The sequence below is a fragment of the Ilumatobacter sp. genome, assembly GCF_030065885.1.
Taxonomy (GTDB): domain Bacteria; phylum Actinomycetota; class Acidimicrobiia; order Acidimicrobiales; family Ilumatobacteraceae; genus Ilumatobacter.
Map to the genome: position 1 here is coordinate 48511 of NZ_JASJCS010000010.1, position 19837 is coordinate 68347.

The 19837-nt window shown below is 71.7% G+C and carries 22 protein-coding genes; 7 read left to right on the forward strand and 15 right to left on the reverse strand.

What is annotated here, in order from left to right; translation table 11 throughout:
* Positions 1–7 precede the first annotated feature (7 nt).
* The 11 genes from QNJ12_RS04350 to QNJ12_RS04400 form a co-directional block, all read right to left on the reverse strand.
* Complete coding sequence (locus tag QNJ12_RS04350; RefSeq protein ID WP_300619308.1) at positions 8–3400, reverse strand: LysM peptidoglycan-binding domain-containing protein; 3393 nt, start codon at positions 3398–3400, stop codon at positions 8–10.
* A gap of 73 nt (positions 3401–3473) precedes the next feature.
* Positions 3474–3854, reverse strand: coding sequence for a hypothetical protein (locus QNJ12_RS04355; RefSeq protein ID WP_300619311.1), 381 nt, complete (start codon positions 3852–3854; stop codon positions 3474–3476).
* Between the two features lie 80 nt (positions 3855–3934).
* Positions 3935–4390 carry a hypothetical protein gene (locus tag QNJ12_RS04360; RefSeq protein WP_300619314.1) on the reverse strand — a complete coding sequence of 152 codons (456 nt, stop codon included), beginning with the start codon at positions 4388–4390 and terminating at the stop codon, positions 3935–3937.
* Positions 4387–4770: a TadE family protein gene (locus QNJ12_RS04365; RefSeq protein ID WP_300619316.1), complete on the reverse strand. Its 384-nt coding sequence runs from the start codon at positions 4768–4770 to the stop codon at positions 4387–4389. The genes QNJ12_RS04360 and QNJ12_RS04365 overlap by 4 nt, the downstream gene beginning before the upstream one ends.
* Positions 4771–4773: 3 nt before the next feature.
* Complete coding sequence (locus QNJ12_RS04370; protein WP_300619319.1) at positions 4774–5013, reverse strand: hypothetical protein; 240 nt, start codon at positions 5011–5013, stop codon at positions 4774–4776.
* 12 nt (positions 5014–5025) lie between these two features.
* Positions 5026–5904, reverse strand: coding sequence for a type II secretion system F family protein (locus QNJ12_RS04375; protein ID WP_300619322.1), 879 nt, complete (start codon positions 5902–5904; stop codon positions 5026–5028).
* Complete coding sequence (locus QNJ12_RS04380) at positions 5901–6746, reverse strand: hypothetical protein (protein ID WP_300619325.1); 846 nt, start codon at positions 6744–6746, stop codon at positions 5901–5903. Before QNJ12_RS04380 ends, QNJ12_RS04375 begins: the two co-directional genes overlap by 4 nt.
* Positions 6746–8131, reverse strand: coding sequence for a CpaF family protein (locus tag QNJ12_RS04385; RefSeq protein WP_300619328.1), 1386 nt, complete (start codon positions 8129–8131; stop codon positions 6746–6748). Before QNJ12_RS04385 ends, QNJ12_RS04380 begins: the two co-directional genes overlap by 1 nt.
* Positions 8128–8895 carry a hypothetical protein gene (locus QNJ12_RS04390; RefSeq protein WP_300619331.1) on the reverse strand — a complete coding sequence of 256 codons (768 nt, stop codon included), beginning with the start codon at positions 8893–8895 and terminating at the stop codon, positions 8128–8130. The genes QNJ12_RS04385 and QNJ12_RS04390 overlap by 4 nt, the downstream gene beginning before the upstream one ends.
* Positions 8895–9569, reverse strand: coding sequence for an SAF domain-containing protein (locus QNJ12_RS04395; RefSeq protein ID WP_300619334.1), 675 nt, complete (start codon positions 9567–9569; stop codon positions 8895–8897). The genes QNJ12_RS04390 and QNJ12_RS04395 overlap by 1 nt, the downstream gene beginning before the upstream one ends.
* Positions 9566–10180 carry a prepilin peptidase gene (locus QNJ12_RS04400; protein WP_300619337.1) on the reverse strand — a complete coding sequence of 205 codons (615 nt, stop codon included), beginning with the start codon at positions 10178–10180 and terminating at the stop codon, positions 9566–9568. Before QNJ12_RS04400 ends, QNJ12_RS04395 begins: the two co-directional genes overlap by 4 nt.
* A gap of 161 nt (positions 10181–10341) precedes the next feature.
* Between QNJ12_RS04400 and msrB the strand changes: the two genes are divergently transcribed.
* Both msrB and QNJ12_RS04410 read left to right on the forward strand, forming a co-directional pair.
* Positions 10342–10743, forward strand: coding sequence for a peptide-methionine (R)-S-oxide reductase MsrB (gene msrB / locus QNJ12_RS04405; RefSeq protein WP_300619340.1), 402 nt, complete (start codon positions 10342–10344; stop codon positions 10741–10743).
* A gap of 56 nt (positions 10744–10799) precedes the next feature.
* Positions 10800–11711 carry an MBL fold metallo-hydrolase gene (locus tag QNJ12_RS04410; RefSeq protein ID WP_300619342.1) on the forward strand — a complete coding sequence of 304 codons (912 nt, stop codon included), beginning with the start codon at positions 10800–10802 and terminating at the stop codon, positions 11709–11711.
* 52 nt (positions 11712–11763) lie between these two features.
* Here the strand turns inward: QNJ12_RS04410 and QNJ12_RS04415 are convergent, their stop codons facing one another.
* From QNJ12_RS04415 to QNJ12_RS04425, 3 genes are all read right to left on the reverse strand, one after another.
* Complete coding sequence (locus QNJ12_RS04415) at positions 11764–12018, reverse strand: dsRBD fold-containing protein (protein ID WP_300619344.1); 255 nt, start codon at positions 12016–12018, stop codon at positions 11764–11766.
* 161 nt (positions 12019–12179) lie between these two features.
* Complete coding sequence (locus QNJ12_RS04420) at positions 12180–13994, reverse strand: DUF2207 domain-containing protein (RefSeq protein WP_300619347.1); 1815 nt, start codon at positions 13992–13994, stop codon at positions 12180–12182.
* An 18-nt stretch (positions 13995–14012) separates the two neighbouring features.
* The gene (locus QNJ12_RS04425) at positions 14013–14453 is read right to left on the reverse strand and encodes a cupin domain-containing protein (protein ID WP_300619350.1); all 441 of its coding nucleotides are present in this window, start codon (positions 14451–14453) and stop codon (positions 14013–14015) included.
* A gap of 97 nt (positions 14454–14550) precedes the next feature.
* On the opposite strand from QNJ12_RS04425, the gene QNJ12_RS04430 reads away from it, so the two are divergent.
* Positions 14551–15255 (forward strand): DUF4097 family beta strand repeat-containing protein, encoded by a 705-nt coding sequence (locus QNJ12_RS04430; RefSeq protein ID WP_300619353.1) that lies wholly within the window; start codon positions 14551–14553, stop codon positions 15253–15255.
* A gap of 155 nt (positions 15256–15410) precedes the next feature.
* Here the strand turns inward: QNJ12_RS04430 and cutA are convergent, their stop codons facing one another.
* Positions 15411–15725, reverse strand: a complete 315-nt coding sequence (gene cutA, locus QNJ12_RS04435; RefSeq protein WP_300619356.1) for a divalent-cation tolerance protein CutA — start codon at positions 15723–15725, stop codon at positions 15411–15413.
* Positions 15726–15807: 82 nt separating this feature from the next.
* On the opposite strand from cutA, the gene QNJ12_RS04440 reads away from it, so the two are divergent.
* From QNJ12_RS04440 to QNJ12_RS04455, 4 genes are all read left to right on the forward strand, one after another.
* Entirely contained in the window at positions 15808–16710 is a 903-nt protein-coding gene (locus tag QNJ12_RS04440) for a haloalkane dehalogenase (protein ID WP_300619359.1), read from the forward strand.
* Positions 16711–16981: 271 nt separating this feature from the next.
* Entirely contained in the window at positions 16982–17959 is a 978-nt protein-coding gene (locus tag QNJ12_RS04445) for an ATP-binding cassette domain-containing protein (RefSeq protein ID WP_300619361.1), read from the forward strand.
* Positions 17956–18777, forward strand: a complete 822-nt coding sequence (locus QNJ12_RS04450) for an ABC transporter permease (protein ID WP_300619364.1) — start codon at positions 17956–17958, stop codon at positions 18775–18777. The genes QNJ12_RS04445 and QNJ12_RS04450 overlap by 4 nt, the downstream gene beginning before the upstream one ends.
* Before the next feature lie 259 nt (positions 18778–19036).
* Complete coding sequence (locus QNJ12_RS04455) at positions 19037–19828, forward strand: alpha/beta hydrolase (RefSeq protein WP_300619367.1); 792 nt, start codon at positions 19037–19039, stop codon at positions 19826–19828.
* Positions 19829–19837 lie beyond the last annotated feature (9 nt).

Sequence of the window (19837 nt, forward strand, 5' to 3'; positions counted from 1 at the left end):
GGTGTGGTCACCGGGTCGGGTTGAGCAGCTCGCGACGGAGCTCGACCAGCTTCGGCGACGGCTCCCCGTCGCTCCACGGGTCGGCGGTGATGACGCGCTCGTAGCTCTCCCACTCCTGCCGCACGCCGGCGTGGTCGCCGGCGCGGGCGTGGGCCTGCATGCGCAACCCGATCAGCTCCTCGTGTCCGGGGAGGACGCGCAGCCCGCGACCCGTCGCCAGGAACACCCCGTCGATGTCGCCGACCGACAGGCAGTGCGCGGCGAGCTCGGTCGCCGCCGACGTGGCGAGCAGCACCAGGGTCGACGTCAACCCTTCGGCGTCGGGCCACAGGTACGAGGTGCCCTCGAACGGCATGCCGACGATCAGGTCGACCGCCGGGCTCAGCGTGTCGATCGCCTGCGCGGGCGGTTGCAGCAGGGCGGCGTCGAGTGCGTGCTCGAGGACGTCCGCGTCGGTGCGGACCAGGTCGTGCAGCGGTAGCGCATCGGTGTGGGTCCGGCCGACCCACTCCTCGCCCTCGGGCGGCTCGACGAGGCGGGCGAGCGAGCGCCGGGCCTCGGAGACGACGTTGGCGAACGTGGCGTCCCTGACGTCGAGCTCCCAGAGGGCGGTGCGGGCCGCGGTCCGCGTCGACCGCTCGCGGTGCGTCGCCAGCCACGCAACCAGCTCGCGCGTCTTCGAGCGCTCGAACTCGACGACCGCACCTTCGGGCGACATCACCTCGACCGGCCCCAGCAGACGGACGAGCAGCGACCAGGCCGGAGCGGGAACGGCCGGCTCCCCGTCGCTCGGGATCGCGGCGTCGTCCGCGACCGCGGCCTCATCGGCGACCGTGGCACTGGTGGCGGGCTCGCCGATGTCGCCGCCGCCCAGGAGTTCGGCCGCAGGTGGCTCACCCGCAGTCGTCAGGTCGGCCGGCTCGTCGCGCGGCCCGACCACCGTGTGATCGCCGTCGGTCAGGACCTCGCGCTCGACCGGCGCGACCGGCGGATCGATGACCGTGACGAGGCCGGAGATCGCGGCGATGTCGTCGGGAGCCAGACCGACGGGGCGCAGCCGGATGCCGGCCGGCTTGAGCTCCCATGCGTCACCGTCGGGCGCGAGCCGGCCCGACGGCCCGAGGATCGGCGACGCCGACACCACCGCCAAGCCGGTGCGAACGCGAGGCGCCGGGATCGTGCCGGCCGCGGACCCGATCAGCACGACGGCCGGCTCCCAGGTCTCACCCCCCTGGCCCCCGACACGCAACTCGAACGTCGACCTGCTCATGCTGGCCGTCGACCCGATGGCGTCGGCGGCCGCTTCGAAGGCACGCTGCGAGTCACGGGCGGGGACGTGGAGCCGATGCCCGAGGAACGCGTCGTCGGCGACGCCGAGGCCGACCAGCGTCGTGACCTCGGCCAGCGTCGACCCCGCCAGCGTCGCGGCGATCGCAGCCACGATCGCGTCGGCCTCGTCGCCCGGGCCGCCGACCTCGAGCGCCTCGACCGCCTCGAGATCGAGGTAGACGTCGTGACCATCGGGCGTCTGGCCGAGCTGCACGAGCGTCGGGCACGGTGATGCGTCCGCACCGTGATCGAGCAGCTCGATCGGCGTGGCGGCGTCGAGGCGCCACCGGGTGTCGGCCCCCGTCCAGGGTGACGGGAGCGACGCAGGAGCCGTCACCCGCAGCTCGAGCGACCCGTCGGTGCCGACCAGCACTGCGAGCACGCGCGATCCGTGCCGGACGAGGTGCTCGGAACTGGCCGCGATGGCCGCACCGACGCGGGCGAACCGCTCGCCCGGGTCGACCGCTCGCAGTGCCCGCTCGGTCGCCGACGACGACGCCGGCTGCTCGGGCAGCCGGGCACGGGGGCGCGCCCGCCTGAGCTGGTTGCGTCGGCGAACGGCGAGCAGGGTCAGCACACCCGCCGACAGCATTGCGGCGGCGCCGTAGGAGAGCAGTGCGGTCGGTGCGCCTCGATCGTTGCGGGCTGCCGATGGCGTCGCGGAACCTTCGCGCCGGCCCTGAGCCCCACCGCCTCCGGTCGCCGCACTGACATCCGCTACGGCGGTGGGTGACGCGTCGGCCGGCTGGTCGGCGCCGGTCAGATCGGCGGCAGGCGGGGCGCCGACGTCGGTCCGTGCCGGCGTGTCGGTCACCGGTGTCTCGGCCAACGCGGTCTCGGCTGCCGGTGTCTCGGCCGTCGCCGGATGCCGGTCGCTCGCAGGCGTCGCGGGAGCGCTCGCATCCTGGACCACCGCCGGGCCGTCATCGCCGGCACCGACTTCGGCGACGTCGGCGAGGTCGTGCTTCGGGATCCAGACGTTCTCCGCGCGGGCGTCGCCGGGGGCCAGCGTGGCGACCGACTCGATCGGCACCTCGTCGCCCGGGACGTCGAGCCGCCAGCCCGGCTGGATGAGGTCGGGGTCGTCGAGCGATCGCCCGTCGTCGAACGAGCGGCCCCGGTTCGCCTCGTAGATCTCGGGCCACCGCTCGGGATCGCCGAGCTCGTCATCGGCGATCGACCACAGGGTCTCGCCCTCCTCGACGACGTGGACCACCGCGCCGGCGGCCGTCGCGCCCGGCGCCCCGGTCACCGTGCTCGCAGCGGCGGCCGGCGGCTGCGGTGGGAGCTCGAGCACCCAGCCGACCTCGATGTAGGCGGCGTTGGTGAAGTGCTGCCCGTCTGGCATCGGCCGCCCGAGGTTGGCGTCGAGCAGCCGCTCGGCGTAGGCGGCGACGGTCGCGTGGTCGGGGCCGACCACGCGCTCGGCGATGCCGAAGATCGAGTCGCCCGGCTTGACGACGTACCGATCGGACGGCGGTGTCGTCTCGGCGACCGGTTCGTCGAGCGACCTCTCGGAGTGCTGCGGCAGCGACGCGGCGACGGCGTGTTCGGCCAAGCCGCCCACCGCGTCGGACCGATCGGGCGCCTCGAGCACCGAGGTCGTCTCGGGACGTTGCTCGGGAACCAGCGTGTCGCGCGCGATCGCACGGCTCGGCGTCGCGAACATCGGGACGATCACGAGCAGCCCCGACGCGATCACCCGCGCGGTTCGCTGGGACAGACCGAGGCCGCGAACGTCGGGCATCGGCAGTCCGTCGTGGCGCACCATGTGGACCGCCTCGGCGATGACGGTGAGCACCAGCACGATGACCGCCGCCCACGCGACCAGCAGCGACAGGCGGATCACGACGTCGGCGACGGTCTCATCGGTCAGCCGGTCGGTCAGCGCCGATCGGATCGTGTCGAGCTCCCACTCGGCCGGGCTCGCGACCCCGTGCAGGGGCGCTCGGCCGCCGAACCGCTCGTCGGCCGCGAACATCAGTGCGACCGGCACGCCGATCGCCAACAGGCCGAGGAGCGCGACCGAGCGGACGAACGCCGCCGCCCTCGAACCTGCTGTTCGTGTCATGGTGTCGTCTCCTCGGGCCACATCGTGGCAACACCTCCACTGTGGGGGACGAGTGGCAGGAACGGGAAAGCGCTCACGGTCCTGTCTCCGGGCGCGCCGAGCCGACCCCGGTCACGTCGCCGACGGGGTCGGTGATGACGACGGTGACGGTCACCAGGAGCGGATCGGCGCCGCCGATCCGTGCGCTGGCCGTCCCGGTCACGCCGTACTCGCCCAACAACCGCGTCGCCACGCGCTGGACCTCGGCGCGGGCCCGATCCTCGTCGATGGTGATCTCGTCGTCGGCACCCCCTCGCAACGAACCGACCTCGACCTGTTGTGCCCCGGAGCGTGCGGCCTGGAAGGCGACCGACGCTGCGATCGACCGGTTGGAGATCGTGCGGTCGACGTCGCGGGCCAGCCAGACCACCGCGCCGGCAGTGAAGGCGAACAGCAACACGAGTGATGCGACCATGGCCGAACCCCGGTCGGACCGCAACCGCCGATCGCCACCCCGGTCACGATCGGCCCACCGGTCGTGCGCCTGCACCGCCATCAGGGACCTGACGCAGCCGCGCGGAACGGATCGATCGTCGCGTACGCCGTCGCCGACGAACCCTCCGGTTCGGCTCGCACGACCTCGATGCCGCGGTTCGAGATCGTGCACGTCACCGTGACCCCGACCTCGCCACCCGGCCGGAACGACGCGGCGTCGACCACGACGACGGGTGCCGAGCACGAGTCGGCATCGACGAGCATCGCGCCGGCGACCCGGTCTGCCGCAGCTCTCGCAGCGGCGGGCGTGCGCTCGAGCGCCGCTGCCTGCGCAGCGGCCTCGGCGGCCGTGCGCACCTGGGCGCGGGCGTCGACGCCGCGTCCCAGCGACACGACGAGCAACGCCAGCCCGATCGCGACCGGCGCGATCAGTACCAGACCCAGCGCCTCGGTGGCGCCCCGGTCGCGCGTCGTCAGCGAACTGCCGGCCGGCGGGACTGCGGCGAGCCGGCTCACGGGCGGAACGCCTCGATCGGGACGGCTTCGACGACGGTCAGATCGGTCGACGTGCCACGGATGATGCCCGGTGCCCGCCCGGTGACCGTGACGGTGACGAAGGTGCCGCCCGGATCGGTCTCGATTCGGATGTCCGGCGCACCGATGTCGGTGTCGGCGCGCAACACCTGCTCGGCGGCCGCCTCGGCGGCATCGGTCGGCACCCCGCCCCGGGCGACCTGGGCAGCCGTGTCACGCGCGATGAAGCGAGCCTCGGTCCGGGCGTGGCTCCACATCGCCGCCTGGAACGCGGCGAAGGCGATCACGATGAACACCGGCGTGAGGAGCACGGTGGTCAACGACGTCGAGCCGACGTCGCGGTTCGTGACCGAGTCGGACACGGATCAGGGAGTCGGCGCCGTCGGCGTGTCGATCGGTGTGTTCGCCTCGTCGCGAATGTTGTTCCACAGGATCGCGGCGATCACGGCGACGCTGACTCCGGCCGCGACGAACCACAACACCTGCTCGAGCGACACCGCGCCCCGGTCCCGGTCGTCGGTCGCCGCGCGGCGCCCGACCGCCCGCACGGCAACGCCGTACAGCTGGTGCGTGACGGCCGGTCCGAGTACGGAGAGGTCGTGCATGGTGGGTTCCTCCTAGGAGAAGCTGAGTGCTGGATAGATGACGAGGCCCATGAAGATCAGTGCCATGCCGACGATCGGCGTCGTCAGCCGGCTGGTGCGGAGGCGTGCTTCGGATTCTTGCTCGGTCGCCAAGGCGGTGCGGAGCGTGGCGCACTTGGCCGCCAGCGTACGCGCCACCGGTGCACCCTCCGCGGCGCTGAGCGCAGCCGTCGCCGAGATCTGCTCGAGCTCGTCGAGGCCGAGCTCGAGCCCGGCGTTCCCGAGCGCGTCGGTGAGGCTCGAGCCGCGGGCGCCCGACTCGCGCATCCGGCGGCGCAGCTCGGCGAACAGCCGGCCGTCACCGGCGTGCGCCGCCTGTTCGAGCGCACCTTCGTAGCCCGTGTTGCCGGCGAGCAGCATCGTGACGACGTCGAGGTAGGCCGACACCTGGTAGCGCAGATCGCTGCGGATGGCGGCGGCACGCTCGACCGTGGCGGTGTGCACGATCAACGGCCCGACGACGGCGAAGACGAGTCCACCCAGCACGGGGACGAACCAGCCCAGCCCCACCAGATCGGCGGCCTGGAGGAAGGCGAGGAGAACGGTCGGGGCGACCAGCCCGGCGACCGTGGCCAGCACGAGCCACACGACGTGCTGCTCGGTCGAACGCCCGACCAACCGGAGCTCGGCGTCGGTCGGCAGGAGGCGGGGTTGGGCACGGATCGTCCGGACGAGCGGTGCGACCAACCGGCTCGCCGGCGGCGACGGAGCGCTCGACACGGTGCCGCCGCGCTGGAGGTGGCCGAGCACACGACGCAGCGACGGTGCCGGCTGGAGCACCCCGCTGGCGGCGAGGAGCAGACCGGCCACACCCACGGCCGTGAACACGAGCAACGCATTGAGGCCGCTCACAGCACACCACCCGGTTGACGCCGTGGCGTGCCGGTGAGGAACCGCGCCGGCCGCGGGAACGCTGCGAGGCGCTGCACGCGCACGATCAGTGCCGCGTATCCGGCGAGGCAGGCGCCGAGGAACACCTGACCGGTCGGCTCGTCATAGGCGTCGAGGTACTCGCTGCGGCCGAAGACCAGCAGCCCGATGACCAGCGTGGCCATGATCGCAGTCAACGCCTGGACCTCGCGCCTCGTGGGTGCGCGCTCGGCCTCGACGAGACGCCGACGATCGACCTGTTCGCGCGTCTGCTCGGCGAGCGCGGTCAGCACGGGCACGGTGCGGGCTCCGCGGCGGATCGCGATCGACAGCCCCGCCGCGACCAGGTCGGCCAGCGGATCGTCGAGGTCGTCCGCGAACCGGCGGAACACGATGTCGGGATCCTGCCTGCCGAGGCCGGCGGCGAGGCGGCGCACGTGCGACCGGATGAGCGGCGGGCAGGCACCCACGGTCGAGTTGATCGCGCCGACCGGCTGCTCGCCCGCCATCAGCACGTCGCGCACGTTCTCGATCCACGATGCGAGTGCGTCGAGGCGGGCGATCTCGACGTCGGTCGAGCGCTGTCGCCGCTGCCAGCCCCCGATCAACCAGAAGGCGCCGACGCCCACGATGATCGACGGCAGGAGCCAGCTCGACATGAAGAACACGAGCACGCCGACCGCACTGGCGCCGACGAAGCGCAGACCGATCTGGCGCACGGTGTCGGTGCTGATCTCGACGCCCGGCTCGTCGGTCGGTGGCGACACCGCCACGGTGATGCCGGCCACGAACAGCAACGTGAGCAGGATGACGACGCCGACCATCAGCGGGCTCCCGACGGCGCGAACAGCTGCGGGTCGTAGCCGGCGATGCGCAGGCGCTGCAGATGGCGCGCCGACAGCGGGGCGAGCTGCACCAGGTCGCCGTGCTCGCCGATCCCCCACACCTCGGTGCTGGCGAGGCCACCGCGCTCGCCCAGGCCACCGATCTCGATGATCGACGTCACCCGTCGCGTCGCGGCCCCTTCGTACTCCTCGTTGCGGACCAGGTCGATGTGGACGATGAAGTCGACGGTCTGAGCGATCAGGCTCCACACGGCGAACTCGGGCAGGCTCGTGTCGGACTTCGACACGTAGTAGGCGAGGCGCTGGACGACGACGTCGGACGTGTGCGCGTGGATCGTGGCGAGCGAGCCGCGCTTGCACATCGAGGCGACGTCGAGCATGTCGAGCGCCTCGTCCTCGACGAGCTCGCCGACGACGACGCGGTCGGGGTTGAGACGGCGCGTCAACTCGACGAGCTGGCGGGTCGTGATCTCGCCCTCGCCCTCGGCGTTCGAGTGCCGCGTGAACAACGCCGGTGCGTCGGGATGCCGAGGATCCTCCTCGAGGCGCAGCTCGAGCAGGTTCTTCTCGACGGTGATGATGCGCTCGCGCGGTGAGACCTCGCCCAGCAGCTCGGTCAGCAACGTCGTCTTGCCCGCCCCGGGCGGGCCGCTGACCAACACGGTGAACCCGCAACGGATCATCGCCCGCAGCCGCGGGACCAGGTCGACGGGGAAGAGCCCACGATCGGCGAGCCCGTCGAGGCCCTCGTGGCGGAGCACGAACCGCCGGATGGCGATCCGCGGATGCGTCGAGATGCCGTGTTCGGACCGGCCGCCCAGGACCATCACGACCCGCGAGCCGTCGTCGGACTGGAACGTCAACATCGGGGACTGCGTGTCGAGGCGCCCCTCACCGGTGCCGCTCATACGGCGGGCAAGGCGCTTCTGGTAGGCGGTCAGATCGGCCGACGACTCCCACAGCGCGCCGACGTCGACCTTGCGGCCGTCGCTGTAGGTCACCCACGTCGAGAGGTGCGAGTTGACGTCGATCTCCTCGACCGTCGGGTCGGTCATGAAGCGTTCGAGCGGGCCGGTGCCGGTGAGCTCGGCGACGACCCGTGACCTGATCTCGCGATCGGCCATCTCGGACAGCGGCGGGTCCCCGCGATGCATCCGGTCCTGGTTGACGACCGCGATCTCGTCGCTCAGCCACGAACCGACGAGCAGCTGCTGCCGGCGCGGATCCGCCGCGAGCGGCGTCTCGGACGTGGCATGGCCGTCCTGGCGGTCGGCCTCGTCGAGCTCGATCGCCTCGACGAGACGGGTCGCGACGCGACCGGTCACGTAGCGGACGAGCGCCGAGCTCTCGTCGACCGCGGTCATCGCGCCGCCCTCCACAGACCGCCCGCCTGGTCGGCGAGGGTTCGTTCGACCACGGCGGCGAGGTCTCGCGCCGCCCGGACGAGTGGGAGCCGCGCCAGGCGCCGCTCGGACACACCGGTGCGGCCGCCGAACACCCCGGCCGCGAGGTCGTCGACCGGCAGGCCGACCAGCGGCGTCGACCCGACCGACTCGGCCAGGAACGACTCGATCTCGCCCAGGTCGAAGGGTGTCGCGCCGATGACCGCCACCACGGTGGCGCCGCGCGCCGCCTCGAAGCCGTCGAGTTGGTCGGCGAGCCGTTGGAGCCGCACGGCGGCAGCCCGCGACGATTGCGGCGCCTGGCGGTGGACCACGACCGTCACGGCCGCCGACGCGACGAACGGGTGGGCGACCGGCGACGGCTGCACCGAGCCGGTGTCGGCGATCGTCACGGGTGACCGCAGCGCAGCGAGCGTCGCGACCAGGGAGCGGCCCGACTCGCTCACCGCCTGCGCGGCCTCGCGAGCGCGAGCGGGGGCGGGGATCAGCCGGAGCCCGGCGTCGGCGAGCCGCGTGTGACGCTCGATCTCGGGCCACGCCCCATCGAGGACCCGCGTGACCACGGTCGACAGCGAGGGAGCGACGCGCATGTCGAACCAGGCGGCCATGTCACCGCCGGACGGGTCGGCCTCGACGAGGATCGCGTCCTCGGTCAACGGCCATGCCGACGCCAGCGCCACCGATGTCGTGGTGGTGGCGTCGCCGCAGACGGCGACGATGCCCATCAGCCGCCGCCGTCCTGTTCGAGCGCCCCGTCGACGCCGGGGTCGAGCAGCACGATCCTGACGTCGTTCCCGGCGGCGACGACGGCTGCATCGGACTCGGCGACCTCGACCGACACCGACGAGGAGCCGGTGGTGCTGTCGGCGCTGTCGGTGCGAGCCACGACGCGACCGGTCGTGATGAAGGCGTCGGCGCCGGTGCCCTCGCCCTCGACCACGAGCATCACGCGCGACCGCTCGCTGAGACCCGACGGCATCCGGCCCGCCCGGACCTCGACGGCGACGACGCTCGCGCCGGACGACACGAGCGGCGTCGGCTGGACGAGTTGGGGGGCGATGAGCGTGCCCGACGTGATGAACGTTCGCGCGTACTGGTTGACGACGAGGCCGATCTGCGAGGCCTCGACCGCTGGCACCGTGTCGTCGAGCTCGACCTCGACGATCCGCAGGTCCTCGCTGGTGACGAGGTCACCGGCGCGGACGTTGCGAACGACCTGGACGACCTCGGTCTTGTCGTCGAGCGACGAGTACACGAGCACGTTGCCGCCGATCGCCACCGCTGCCAGCACTGCGCCGGCCGCGATCCGGGCGCGCCGGCGCGAGGCGGGACGGAAGCCACGCGGCTCGCGCCCCCGCTCGGCGTCCGCGACTGCGACCGCCTCCTGACGATCGCTCATCGCAGTGCTCCGGAGGCCGCTGCGACGACGAGCACCGCAGCGCTCCCGACCAGCAGCCCGGGCCCGAGCGGGAGCTCTCGGCGATGCGTCACCAGACCGGCGGCGGCGGTCGACCCCGCTGCCACACAGAGCGCGACCATCGCCAGCCGCCAGTCGACGAGCCCCAGGGCGAGGCCGAGGGCGGCGGCGAATTTGACGTCGCCGAACCCGATCGCGTTGGGCGACACGAGGTGCATCGCGAGCAACGGGCCGGCTGCCGCAGCTGCGCCTGCGAAGCCTGCCGCCAGGGGCGCTGCCGACCCGCCGTCGACGACAAGCCCGAGTGCGAGCAGCGCGGCGGGGAGCGCGGTGAGCGCGACGAGCCGATCCGGCAGCCGAGCGGTTCGCGCGTCGGCCACCGCGGCGAGGGTCGCGAAGACGACGACGGCACCGATCGCCACGCCCATGGGCGAGCGGGCGGCGAGTGCGACCATGGCAGCGGCGACGGCACCGACGATGCCGACCGCCAACGGTGCGGGCGCGTCGAGACCAGCCGCGACATGGCGGTCTCGCGGGTGGTCGATCAGCGAGTACACGGTTGCTCCGCCAGCGACGTCCGAATGGTCGGACATCGTAGACGACGGTGTGGGCCGGGGCTCCGGCGATCGTGTGGTCGGCACACCGGCAGTGTGGGCGCAACGGCGCGCCGTCGGGAAACGAGGACTCGCTGAACGATCCGCGAACTCGACGCTCCGGGGGTGCGCGCCCGCGCCCGATGCGGCAGGCTGGTCACATGAGCGACACGAACGTGCCATCCGCCGAGGAGCTCAAGCTGAAGCTCACCCCGATGCAGTTCCACGTCACGCAGGAGGCGGGTACCGAACGGCCGTTCACCGGCGAGTACTGGGACACGACCGACCCCGGCACGTACCACTGCATCGTCTGCGACACCGAGCTGTTCGACTCCGACACCAAGTTCGACGCCCACTGCGGGTGGCCCAGCTTCTACGAGTCGCTCGACAGCGACAAGATCGAATACATCGAGGACCGCTCGCACGGCATGCGGCGAACCGAGGTCCGCTGCGCGAACTGTGGCGCCCACCTCGGTCACGTCTTCCCGGACGGCCCGCAGCCGACCGGCCAGCGCTACTGCATCAACTCCGCGAGCATCAACCTCGAGCGCCGCCCCGCCTGACGGACGCCGGCCCCACGACGCGGCCGCCGGGGTGTCGGGGCGCCATACTCTCGGCCATGACTCCCGTGGCCGACTGGGGCGAGACGCAGCGCCGGCTGACCTCCGACGTGAGCGTGCTCGTCGGCGCCGACGCGGGCAAGTACCCGTCGGGCAACTCGCTGGTCGTGCGCGGCGACGGCGAGTCGGTGATCATCGACCCGTCGGTGACCGTCGTCGCGAACGGTGGCGCGCCCGTCCCGGTCGACGCGGTGATCATCTCCCACAGCCACGAGGACCACATGGCCGGCAACGGCCTGTTCGCCGACGCGCGGCTCCACATCCACGACGAGGACCTCCCCGGCGCACGCAGCCTCGACGGGTTGATGGAGGTCTACGGCCTCACCGGTGCGGCGCGCGAGGACTTCGCCGACCAGATCGTCGAGGAGTTCCACTATGCCCCGCGCCCCGACGCGGAGGGCTTCGTCGACGGGCACGTCTGGGACCTCGGCAGGGTGCAGGTCGAGGCCGTGCACCTGCCCGGTCACACGCGCGGCCACAGCGGCTTCCGGATCTCGGGCGGCGTGTTCTTCCTGTCCGACATCGATCTGACCGGCTTCGGGCCGTACTACGGGGACGTGTGGAGCGACCTCGACGACTTCGAGCGCTCGCTCGTGCAGGTCCGCGAGGAGGAGGCCGACTTCTACGTCACCTACCACCACAAGGGCGTGATCGAGGGGCGGGACGAGTTCGTGGCGCTGATCGACGCGTTCCACGCGGTGATCCCGCGCCGCCACGCGGCGATGCTCGAGTTCCTGGCCGAGCCGCGCTCGATCGACGACATGGTCGAGCACCGGTTCGTGTACCGGCCGCACGTCCAACACGTCTTCGCCGAGAGCGTCGAGCGGCGATGCGCGGCGATGCACGTCCAGCGCATGCTCGTGCAGGGCGACGCCGACGAGGTCGAGCCCGGCCGGTTCCGAGCGCGCTGACCCGGCGGCGGGCGGACGCCGCCGAGTCAGGCGAGCTCGAGGACGACCGCGATCACGTCGGTGTGTGCGCGAACTCCTCGATCATCTGCCAGGCGTCATTGCTCAGATGGTGCGCGAGATCGTGCAGCGCACGCGCGGTGGCCAGTTCCTCGCCGACGCGAGGGACGGACGGATCGGCGGGGTTCCGCCGGGACCGGCCGACCCCCGAGAGGGAACGGTCACCCGCGTCGAGGTGGGCGACGACCTCGCAGTGGTCCTCGTCCTCACGCAGCTCGAGACGCACATCCCAATGCTTGATGGCATCCATGTCACCATGGTCGGCCAGGCGGGGCAGGGGCGACCAGGGCCCAATGTCACCCCCACTGCCTCCCGAGGACACGGCCTCGCCCCGGACCCGTGGATCACGTCATCGGACGCGGCACCGCTCCCACCGCCGGCCGAGAGCTCCATCGGGCCGCCCCGCCCGGATCACCACGAGCCGCGGCTGCGCCCGCCGCCGCCACCACCGACCCGGCCGCCGCGGCTGCCACCACCGCCGAAGCCGCCGCTGCGACCACCTCCGCCCGACGAGCCGGGCGCCGTGCGAGTCGAGCGCATCGACGGCGCGCGGCGGTGCACGATGATCGGCCCGGCGGCAGCCCGAGCGGGCGCCGGCACGTTGGCGCCGTCGAGGGCATCGGACCACGCATCGGCCTCCCCGAGGGCGACGGCCCAGCCGCTGTACTCGCGGAGCACTCCCTGCGACCACGCCCACTCGACGTGGCGTCCCTCGCTCGCGTGGAGGAACCGGCGGAAGGACTCGGCGCGCAGCGCGAGCGCCGAACCCTGTGCCGACCGCACCGGGAGGAGTGCCCGGTACATGAAGTAGGCGACCGCAGCCGGCACGGCGAGACCGAAGGCGAGGGCCAGCGGCCAGGAGCCGAACGCCCCGAACAGGGCCGTCGCACCCGAGCCCCACACGAACAGGCCGAAGCAGATGAACAGGAGCAGGCGGACCGGCGCCCCGCCCGATCCGCCGGCGATGCCGCTGCCGGGCGGCAAGCGCTTCCACCAACCGCTCGTTGCGATCCGCTGCTTCTGGCGCGCGGAGATCGCACGCCACACCTTCGCGAACTGCTCGTCGTAGGTACCGGTGACGAACGGACTCTCGATCGCGAAGATCTGATCGAGGAGCGCGGCGTCGACCTCGTCGAGCTCGCGTCGCTCGGGACCACTGCGGATGACGAGGTCGTCACCTTGTTCGTCGAACTCGACGGCGTCACGCCCCGCGAGTCCCGACAGCCAGGCCTCGACCGTGTCGTCGCCGATCCGCTCGGTGAGCAGCACCGATGCCTCCCACGGCTCGAGCCCCTTGGGAGGCACGAACTCGATCGTGGCGAGATCGCCCAGGTCGTCGTCGGCGACGAGCGCAACCGGTGGTGGCGGTTCGCCGGCACCGTCGCCGCCGGGTGGCGGCAGCGAACCGTACGCCGCGTCGGCCGCGCCACCGGCGAACACCTCGTTGCGGCCACGGCGTCGCGCCCAGCGGTGCACCCCGAACGCGCCGGCGAGGCCGACGCCGCCGACGCCGAGCGCGGTCAACCCCCGATTCGACGACCTGCGCTCGGGAATCGGCGGCGGTTCGATCGCTGCCGGGTCGATCGCCTCGGGGTCGGTCACGGCGACGATGTCGGCCTCGATCGTGATGCCCGCGCCCGCCGGCAGCGGTTCGAAGACGGCCCGGTGGAGGTCGCCGTCCGCAGCGAGGACGCATTCGTCGATCGAATCGAACGCGCCGACGAAGCAGCGCGGGTCGTCAAGCTCGAAACCCACCACGACGATCTCGACGTAGTCAGTCTCGATCGGCTCGGGGTCGAGCACGTCGAGCGTGAGCACCCCCGACCCGAGCTGCGCGGCGGGCAGCGTGTACGCCAGGCGATAGCGGTGCTGCCCGGTGATCGTCACGTCGGGGTCGCCGATCCTGATCTCCGTCTCGAGGCCGAGGTCGGTCACCCTCAGATCGTCGGGGGCGTCCGGTGACGAGGCGACGACGTCGATCGGCGCGCCGAGGTCGTTCGGAATGCGCCCGAGGTGCCCTCGGCGGCGCTCGTTCCCGAAGTCCTGGTCGAACGTCTCGGTCAGGCGCAGCCCGTCGTCGCCGGTCGGGGCGATGACCACGTGCCAGGTCTCGAACCGTTCCGGCCGATCCCCTTCACCGATCACCCCGGTGCCGGCGAGCAGTGTGGTGCCACCGATCGCGGCGCCGACGACGGCGTGGCGCACTCTCGAGATCCGGCCCAACACGCCGGCCATTGTGCCGGGTCAGCCGGCCGGCGGTGACCATTCCGACGGTGACCATCCCGGCGGGGCCAGCTCGAAGCCGTCGAAGTCGAAGCCGGGCACCACGACGCACGACACCAGCGTCCACGGCCCTGCACTCACCGCCGATTGCCACGACCGTGCGGGAACCAGCGCCTGCGGGCGCTGGCCGGCGTCGATGTCCGGACCGAGCTCGACATCGTTCGGTGTTGCGCCGTCGGCAGCGATCGAGAGCGTGAGGGGTGCGCCGGCGTGGAACAGCCACAGCTCGTCGGCGTCGACGCGGTGCCAGTGGGATCGTTCCTCGAGCAGGTAGTAGATCGCCGTACCGGTCGACCGACCGTCGCCCGTCGCCGGTCCTCGCCACGTCTCGACGTAGTAGCCACCCTCGGGATGCGGCGTGAGACCGAGCGCTGCGGCCATCTGCGAGCTGTCGACCGTCATGCCGGCATCGTCGCACGAAGCGGGTGGGGTTGTCCCCACCATCGACACGCCCGGGTGCCCCATCGCAACCCGGGGCCCGGTTCGTCACGATGGAGTCATGGCATCACTCCCTGTCCTCCCCGCTCTGATCGGTGCCGCGCTCCTGGTGTCGGGCTGCTCCCTCAGCGTCGACCTCGGCGACGGCGACACGAAGCGGCGCGTCGAAACCGACACGATTCCGATCGCCGATCTCACGCGGCTCGACGTCTCGACCGGCAACGGCGCGATCGAGGTGACCGCAGCCGACGTCGAGGAGATCGTCGTGCGCTCGGTGTTCCGCGAGTCGGACCCGGGTGACGCCAGCTCGGAGATCGACGTCGGCACCGACGAGCTCGTCGTCCGCGGCGTCTGCGACAGCGGGTGGTTCGAGAGCTGCCAGGTGGCATTCGAGTTGACGGTGCCGGCCGACCTCGACGTCTCGGTCGACACCGACAACGGACGCATCCTGGTGGACGGCGTCGCCGGCGACGTCGCCCTCACCAGCAACAACGGCGCCGTCACCGGGCTCCATCTCGCGAGCGACGACGCCCGGGCCGAGACCGACAACGGGCGCGTCGAGCTGCGGTTCGACGACGTGCCGGACTTCGTGGACGCCGTGAGCGACAACGGCGCGATCGAGATCATGGTGCCCGACGAGGCGTACGACGTCGAGGCGATCACCGACAACGGCGGCATCGACGTCGACGTCGTCGACCAGGACGATGCCGAGCGCCGGATCATCGCCGAGACCGACAACGGCTCGATCCACGTCGGCGCCGCGTAGGCACGGCCTGTCAGCGCTCGGAGCGGAGGTCGTCGTCCCCCCGACAGGCTGCCGATCTCCGAGCTGCCGACCGGCGCGACCTGCTCGACACGTCGAGGACCTCCCCCGGAGGCAACGAGTGGGTCGACCGACCAGGTAGGCGTCGCGTTCAGGGATCAGCTCGTCTCGGCGTCGATCCAGGCGAGGTACTCGGCGCTGCCACCGACGATGTCGACCGCGGTCACGGCCGGCAGGTCGTACGAGTGCAGGTCGGCCACCACGGCCTCGACCTGATCGACGAGCGCACGTCTCGTCTTGACGAGCAGCAGGACCTCGTCGTCGCGCTCGACGGCACCCTGCCAGCGGTACGTGCTCCGGATCGGTACCTGCTGGACGCAGGCGGCCAGTCGCTGCTCGACGAGGTGATCGGCGATCCGATCGGCCTCGGCGCCGTCGTCACACGTGACCTGGACTTCGATGTGTTCGGCCATCACGTCATGTTGGCAGGACGAAGCGATCGCACCCGCCGGGGCCGCCTCGTCGTGGGCGGGCCACGTGGTTCAAGATGACCCGATGCACACCACCCGGACCCCCGACGAGCGGTTCGCCGACCTGCCCGGCTACCCCTTCGAGCCGCATTACGCAGAGATCCCCGACGAGGACGGCGGCACGCTCCGCGTGCACTACGTCGACGAGGGCCCGGCCGACGCCGCGCCGGTGCTGCTGATGCACGGGGAGCCGTCCTGGAGCTACCTGTACCGGCACATGATCCCGCCGCTCGTCGACGCCGGCCACCGAGTCGTGGCGCCCGACCTGGTCGGCTTCGGACGCAGCGACAAGCCGACCGAGCAGTCCGACTACACCTACGCCCGCCACGTCGCCTGGATGAGCTCGCTGGTGTTCGGACACCTCGACCTGCGTGACGTGACCTTCTTCGGGCAGGACTGGGGCGGACTGGTCGGGCTCCGGCTGGTCGCCGCCGACCCAGATCGCTTCGCCCGGGTCGCGATCGGCAACACCGGTCTCCCCACCGGCCACGGCCCGGCCAGCGAGGCGTTCCTCCAGTGGCAGAGGTTCAGCCAGGAGACGCCGGTGTTCCCGGTCGGCGAGATCATCAACCGGGCGACGGTCACCGATCTGACGCCCGAGGTGATCGCCGCGTACGACGCACCGTTCCACGACGAGGTCTCGAAGGCCGGCGCTCGCATCTTCCCGTCGCTCGTCCCGACCAGCCCCGATGATCCGGCGACGCCGGACAACGTGGCGGCATGGCGGGTGCTCGAACGATTCGAGCGGCCGTTCCTGCTGTGCTTCAGCGACAGCGACCCGGTCACCAAGGGTGGAGACGCACCGTTCCTCGCCAAGGTGCCCGGTGCGCAGGGACAACCACACATCACGATCGAGGGCGGCGGGCACTTCCTCCAGGAGGACCGGGGCCCCGAGCTGGCGGCACTGCTCGACGACTTCGTTCGCTGAGGGTCTCCGCCGATCGGCCGAACCGGAGCCTCATGATCGGGCTTCGCCGACCGGCACAGCAGGATCGGCTCGCCTGCCCGAGCTCGCCGCCTCCGCACCGCTTCGACGCTGCGAGCCCTCCGGGCTCGGCCCACCTCGCTGACGCAACGCGCCTGAGCGGCGAGATGATCATCTGCGAGCCGGATCACGCCGTCGGAGTAGCGGCTCACGATTCTGCCCGGCAGCATGTCGGGATGCTCGGAGTCAACGCTCGACGGACGATGAAGAGACCATGACAGCGATCGAAGCGCTCGCGCTCCGACGGAACTTCGGCAGCAACGAGGCGGTCGCCGGCGTCGACCTGGCGGTGCATCCGGGCGAGGTCTACGGGTTCCTCGGGCCGAACGGCGCCGGCAAGTCGACCACCGTGAAGATGCTCTGCACGCTGCTCGCTCCGACCTCTGGCAACGCCAACGTCGCCGGCTTCGACGTGGTCGCGCACCCCGGCGAGGTCCGGCTCCGGATCGGCGTCGCCCTGCAGGACGCGTCGATCGACGGCAAGCAGACGGGCCGCGAGCTGCTCGACATGCAGGGCCGCCTCTACGGGTTGCGGCCCGCCGACATCGCGTCGCGCATGGACGACGTGATCGACCTGGTCGACATCGGCACGGCGATCGACGACCGTGTCGATTCGTACTCCGGTGGCATGAAGCGACGCCTCGACCTGGCGATGTCGCTGATCCACCGGCCCGAGATCCTCTTCCTCGACGAGCCGACGACCGGACTCGACCCGACGAGCCGCAACGCGGTCTGGACCGAGGTGCGGCGCCTCAACCGGGAGTACGGCATGACGATCTTCCTGACCACCCAGTACCTCGAGGAGGCCGACGAGCTCGCCGACCGCGTCGGCATCATCGACCACGGCAAGCTCCAGGCCGAGGGCACGCCGACCGAGCTGAAGCGTTCGATCGGCACCGACCTGATCGTCGCCGAGGTCGACGGTGAACCATCTGCGGCCGTCGCAGCGCTCGAGGCGGTCGACGGCGTGAGCGGCGTCGAGGTGCACGGCAACGAGCTCTCGCTGGCGACAGCCGACGGCGCATCGGTCATCGCCGGCGTCGCAGTCGCGCTCAACGGGTGCAGGGTGCCGGTCACGTCGCTGACGTTGCGCACGCCGACGCTGGACGACGTGTTCCTGTCGGTCACCGGGTCGCACCTCGAGGTCGACCAATCGGCCACGGACGCCATCGACGAGGAGGCCGCATCATGACTGCCACCACCGCCGGCACACACATACCCGGCACGAGCGACCCACTGGCCCGACGATCGTCGATCGGCCACGACCTCGCCACCGTCGCGAGACGCGCGATCCGCGGCGTGTTCCGCGAGCCCGAGTTCTTCGTGCCGGCGCTGATCGTCCCGGTGTTCTTCTTCGTCGTCAACACCGGCGCGCTGCAGGACTTCGCCCAGCAGACCGGTGTGGTGCCCGACTTCAAGGCCTTCCAGCTCCCGGTGTCGATCATCTTCGCCGTCACCGGTGTGTCACGCGCCAGCGCCCTCGTGACCGACATCCAGGGCGGCTACTTCGACCGGCTGCTGCTCACGCCGATCCGCCGTCCGACGCTGCTGCTCGGCCTCATGGCGGCCGACTTCGTGTCGGTCATCCTCCTCGCGGTCCCCGTGCTCGTGCTCGGCCTCGTGCTCGGCGTCAGCTTCGAGACCGGGCTGATCGGCATGGTGGTCTTCATCCTCTACGGCGCCGCGTGGGGGCTGGCATTCGCCGGCTTCCCCTACGCGATCGCCCTGAAGACGGGCAACCCCGCGGCCGTCAATTCGAGCTTCATCCTGTTCTTCCCGTTCGCGTTCCTGACGACGACGTTCCTGCCGCAGGACGCCCTGACCGGCTGGCTCTCGACGGTGGCGACGTACAACCCCGTCACCTACGTGCTCGACGGCCTGCGAAGCCTCATCACCGAGGGCTGGGAGTGGGATGCGCTCGCCAAGGGCCTCGGTGCGACGCTCGCACTCATGGTCGTCAGCTTCGGGTTGGCGAGCACCGCGCTCCGCGGCAGGATCACGAGCTCGTAGCGGGCGCAGCCCGGTCGATGCGCGACCTCGCGGCGCCGAACCGTCGCGTGACGCTCGCCCACGGCGTCGGGTCACGCATCGCGTCGAAGGCGAGGACGATCGAGGTCGTGATGGTGACCGCGAGCCCGCCGACCGAGGCGACCAACGGATCGCGGCGTCGGAGCGCGCCGCGGGCGATGCGAACCACGCGGCCGCCACGGCCGTATCGCAGGCGCTCCGGACCACCCTCTGGGAGGCTTCCCCGGCCTACCCTGGGCGGATGGGGAGCGACCGTTCGGCTGCACCGGCGCCGTGGCTTCGCGTGTTGGAGTCCCGGGCGGTGTTCGAGCTCGGCGCGGTGGTGGCGGCAGCGCCCTGGCTGCGCATCATCGGACGTGGCGATCGGCACCCGGTGTTGATCCTCCCCGGCTTCCTCGCCGGCGATCCGTCGACGGCGCCGCTCCGATCGATCCTGCAGAGCCAGGGCTACTGGGTCCACGGCTGGCGTCTCGGTCGCAACCTCGGGCCGACACCCGAGATCGTCGACGGGCTGATCGAGCGGCTGCGCACGCTCCACGAACGTCACCAGCGTCCGGTCAGCCTCATCGGCTGGAGCCTGGGCGGCATCTACGCCCGCCGGCTCGCACGGCGATGGCCCGAGCAGGTCCGTCAGGTCATCACGCTGGGCAGCCCGTTCCGGATCACGCCGGACGACCGGAGCGCGGTGTCGGACATCTACGACCGCCTTCGGCGGGCCCACCTCCCGACAGCCGAGTTCCACCTGCCCGGGCCCGAGGCCGGGGCGCTCGAGGTGCCGGCCACGTCGATCTACACCCGCACCGACGGTGTGGTGCGATGGTGGCAGTGCCTCGAATCGGTCGGGCCGAACTCGGAGAACATCGAGGTTCGAGGCAGCCACTCCGGCCTCGGGTTCAACCCGGCGGCGATCTACGCGATCAGCGATCGGCTCGCGCGCCCGGCCGAGGACTGGCGCCCGTTCCGACCGCCGCCGGCATCACGGCACATCTTCCCGAAGCCGGCCGACTGGCGATCCGACCTCCACGTCGCCTGAGGTGGTGGC